Annotated in this window: 1 pseudogene; it reads right to left on the reverse strand. The window is 72.6% G+C overall.

Annotated features, from left to right (window positions below):
- Window positions 1-223, reverse strand: a pseudogene (locus H6A15_RS10315) (ATP-binding protein); the annotation flags it as partial.

Raw genomic sequence — 223 nt, forward strand, 5'->3', positions numbered from 1 at the left:
CCACGACACCGCCGACCAGTCGTAGCCGTCGAAGGTCTTCGGCGCCGGAAGGCCGCAGCGCCGAAGCAGCGACGCGCGCTTCGAGGCGTCGCGGCTGGCGGCCTCGGCCTCGAGGTACGAGGCGAGGTACTCGACCTGCTTCGGACTGCCCGCCGCCGCCCATTCGCCGAGCACGGAGGTCGTGAGCGAGCACCTCCTGCCCGCCTCCATGATCCTGCGCGCG

This window comes from Enorma phocaeensis (genome assembly GCF_016901575.1).
Lineage (GTDB): Bacteria > Actinomycetota > Coriobacteriia > Coriobacteriales > Coriobacteriaceae > Limicola > Limicola phocaeensis_A.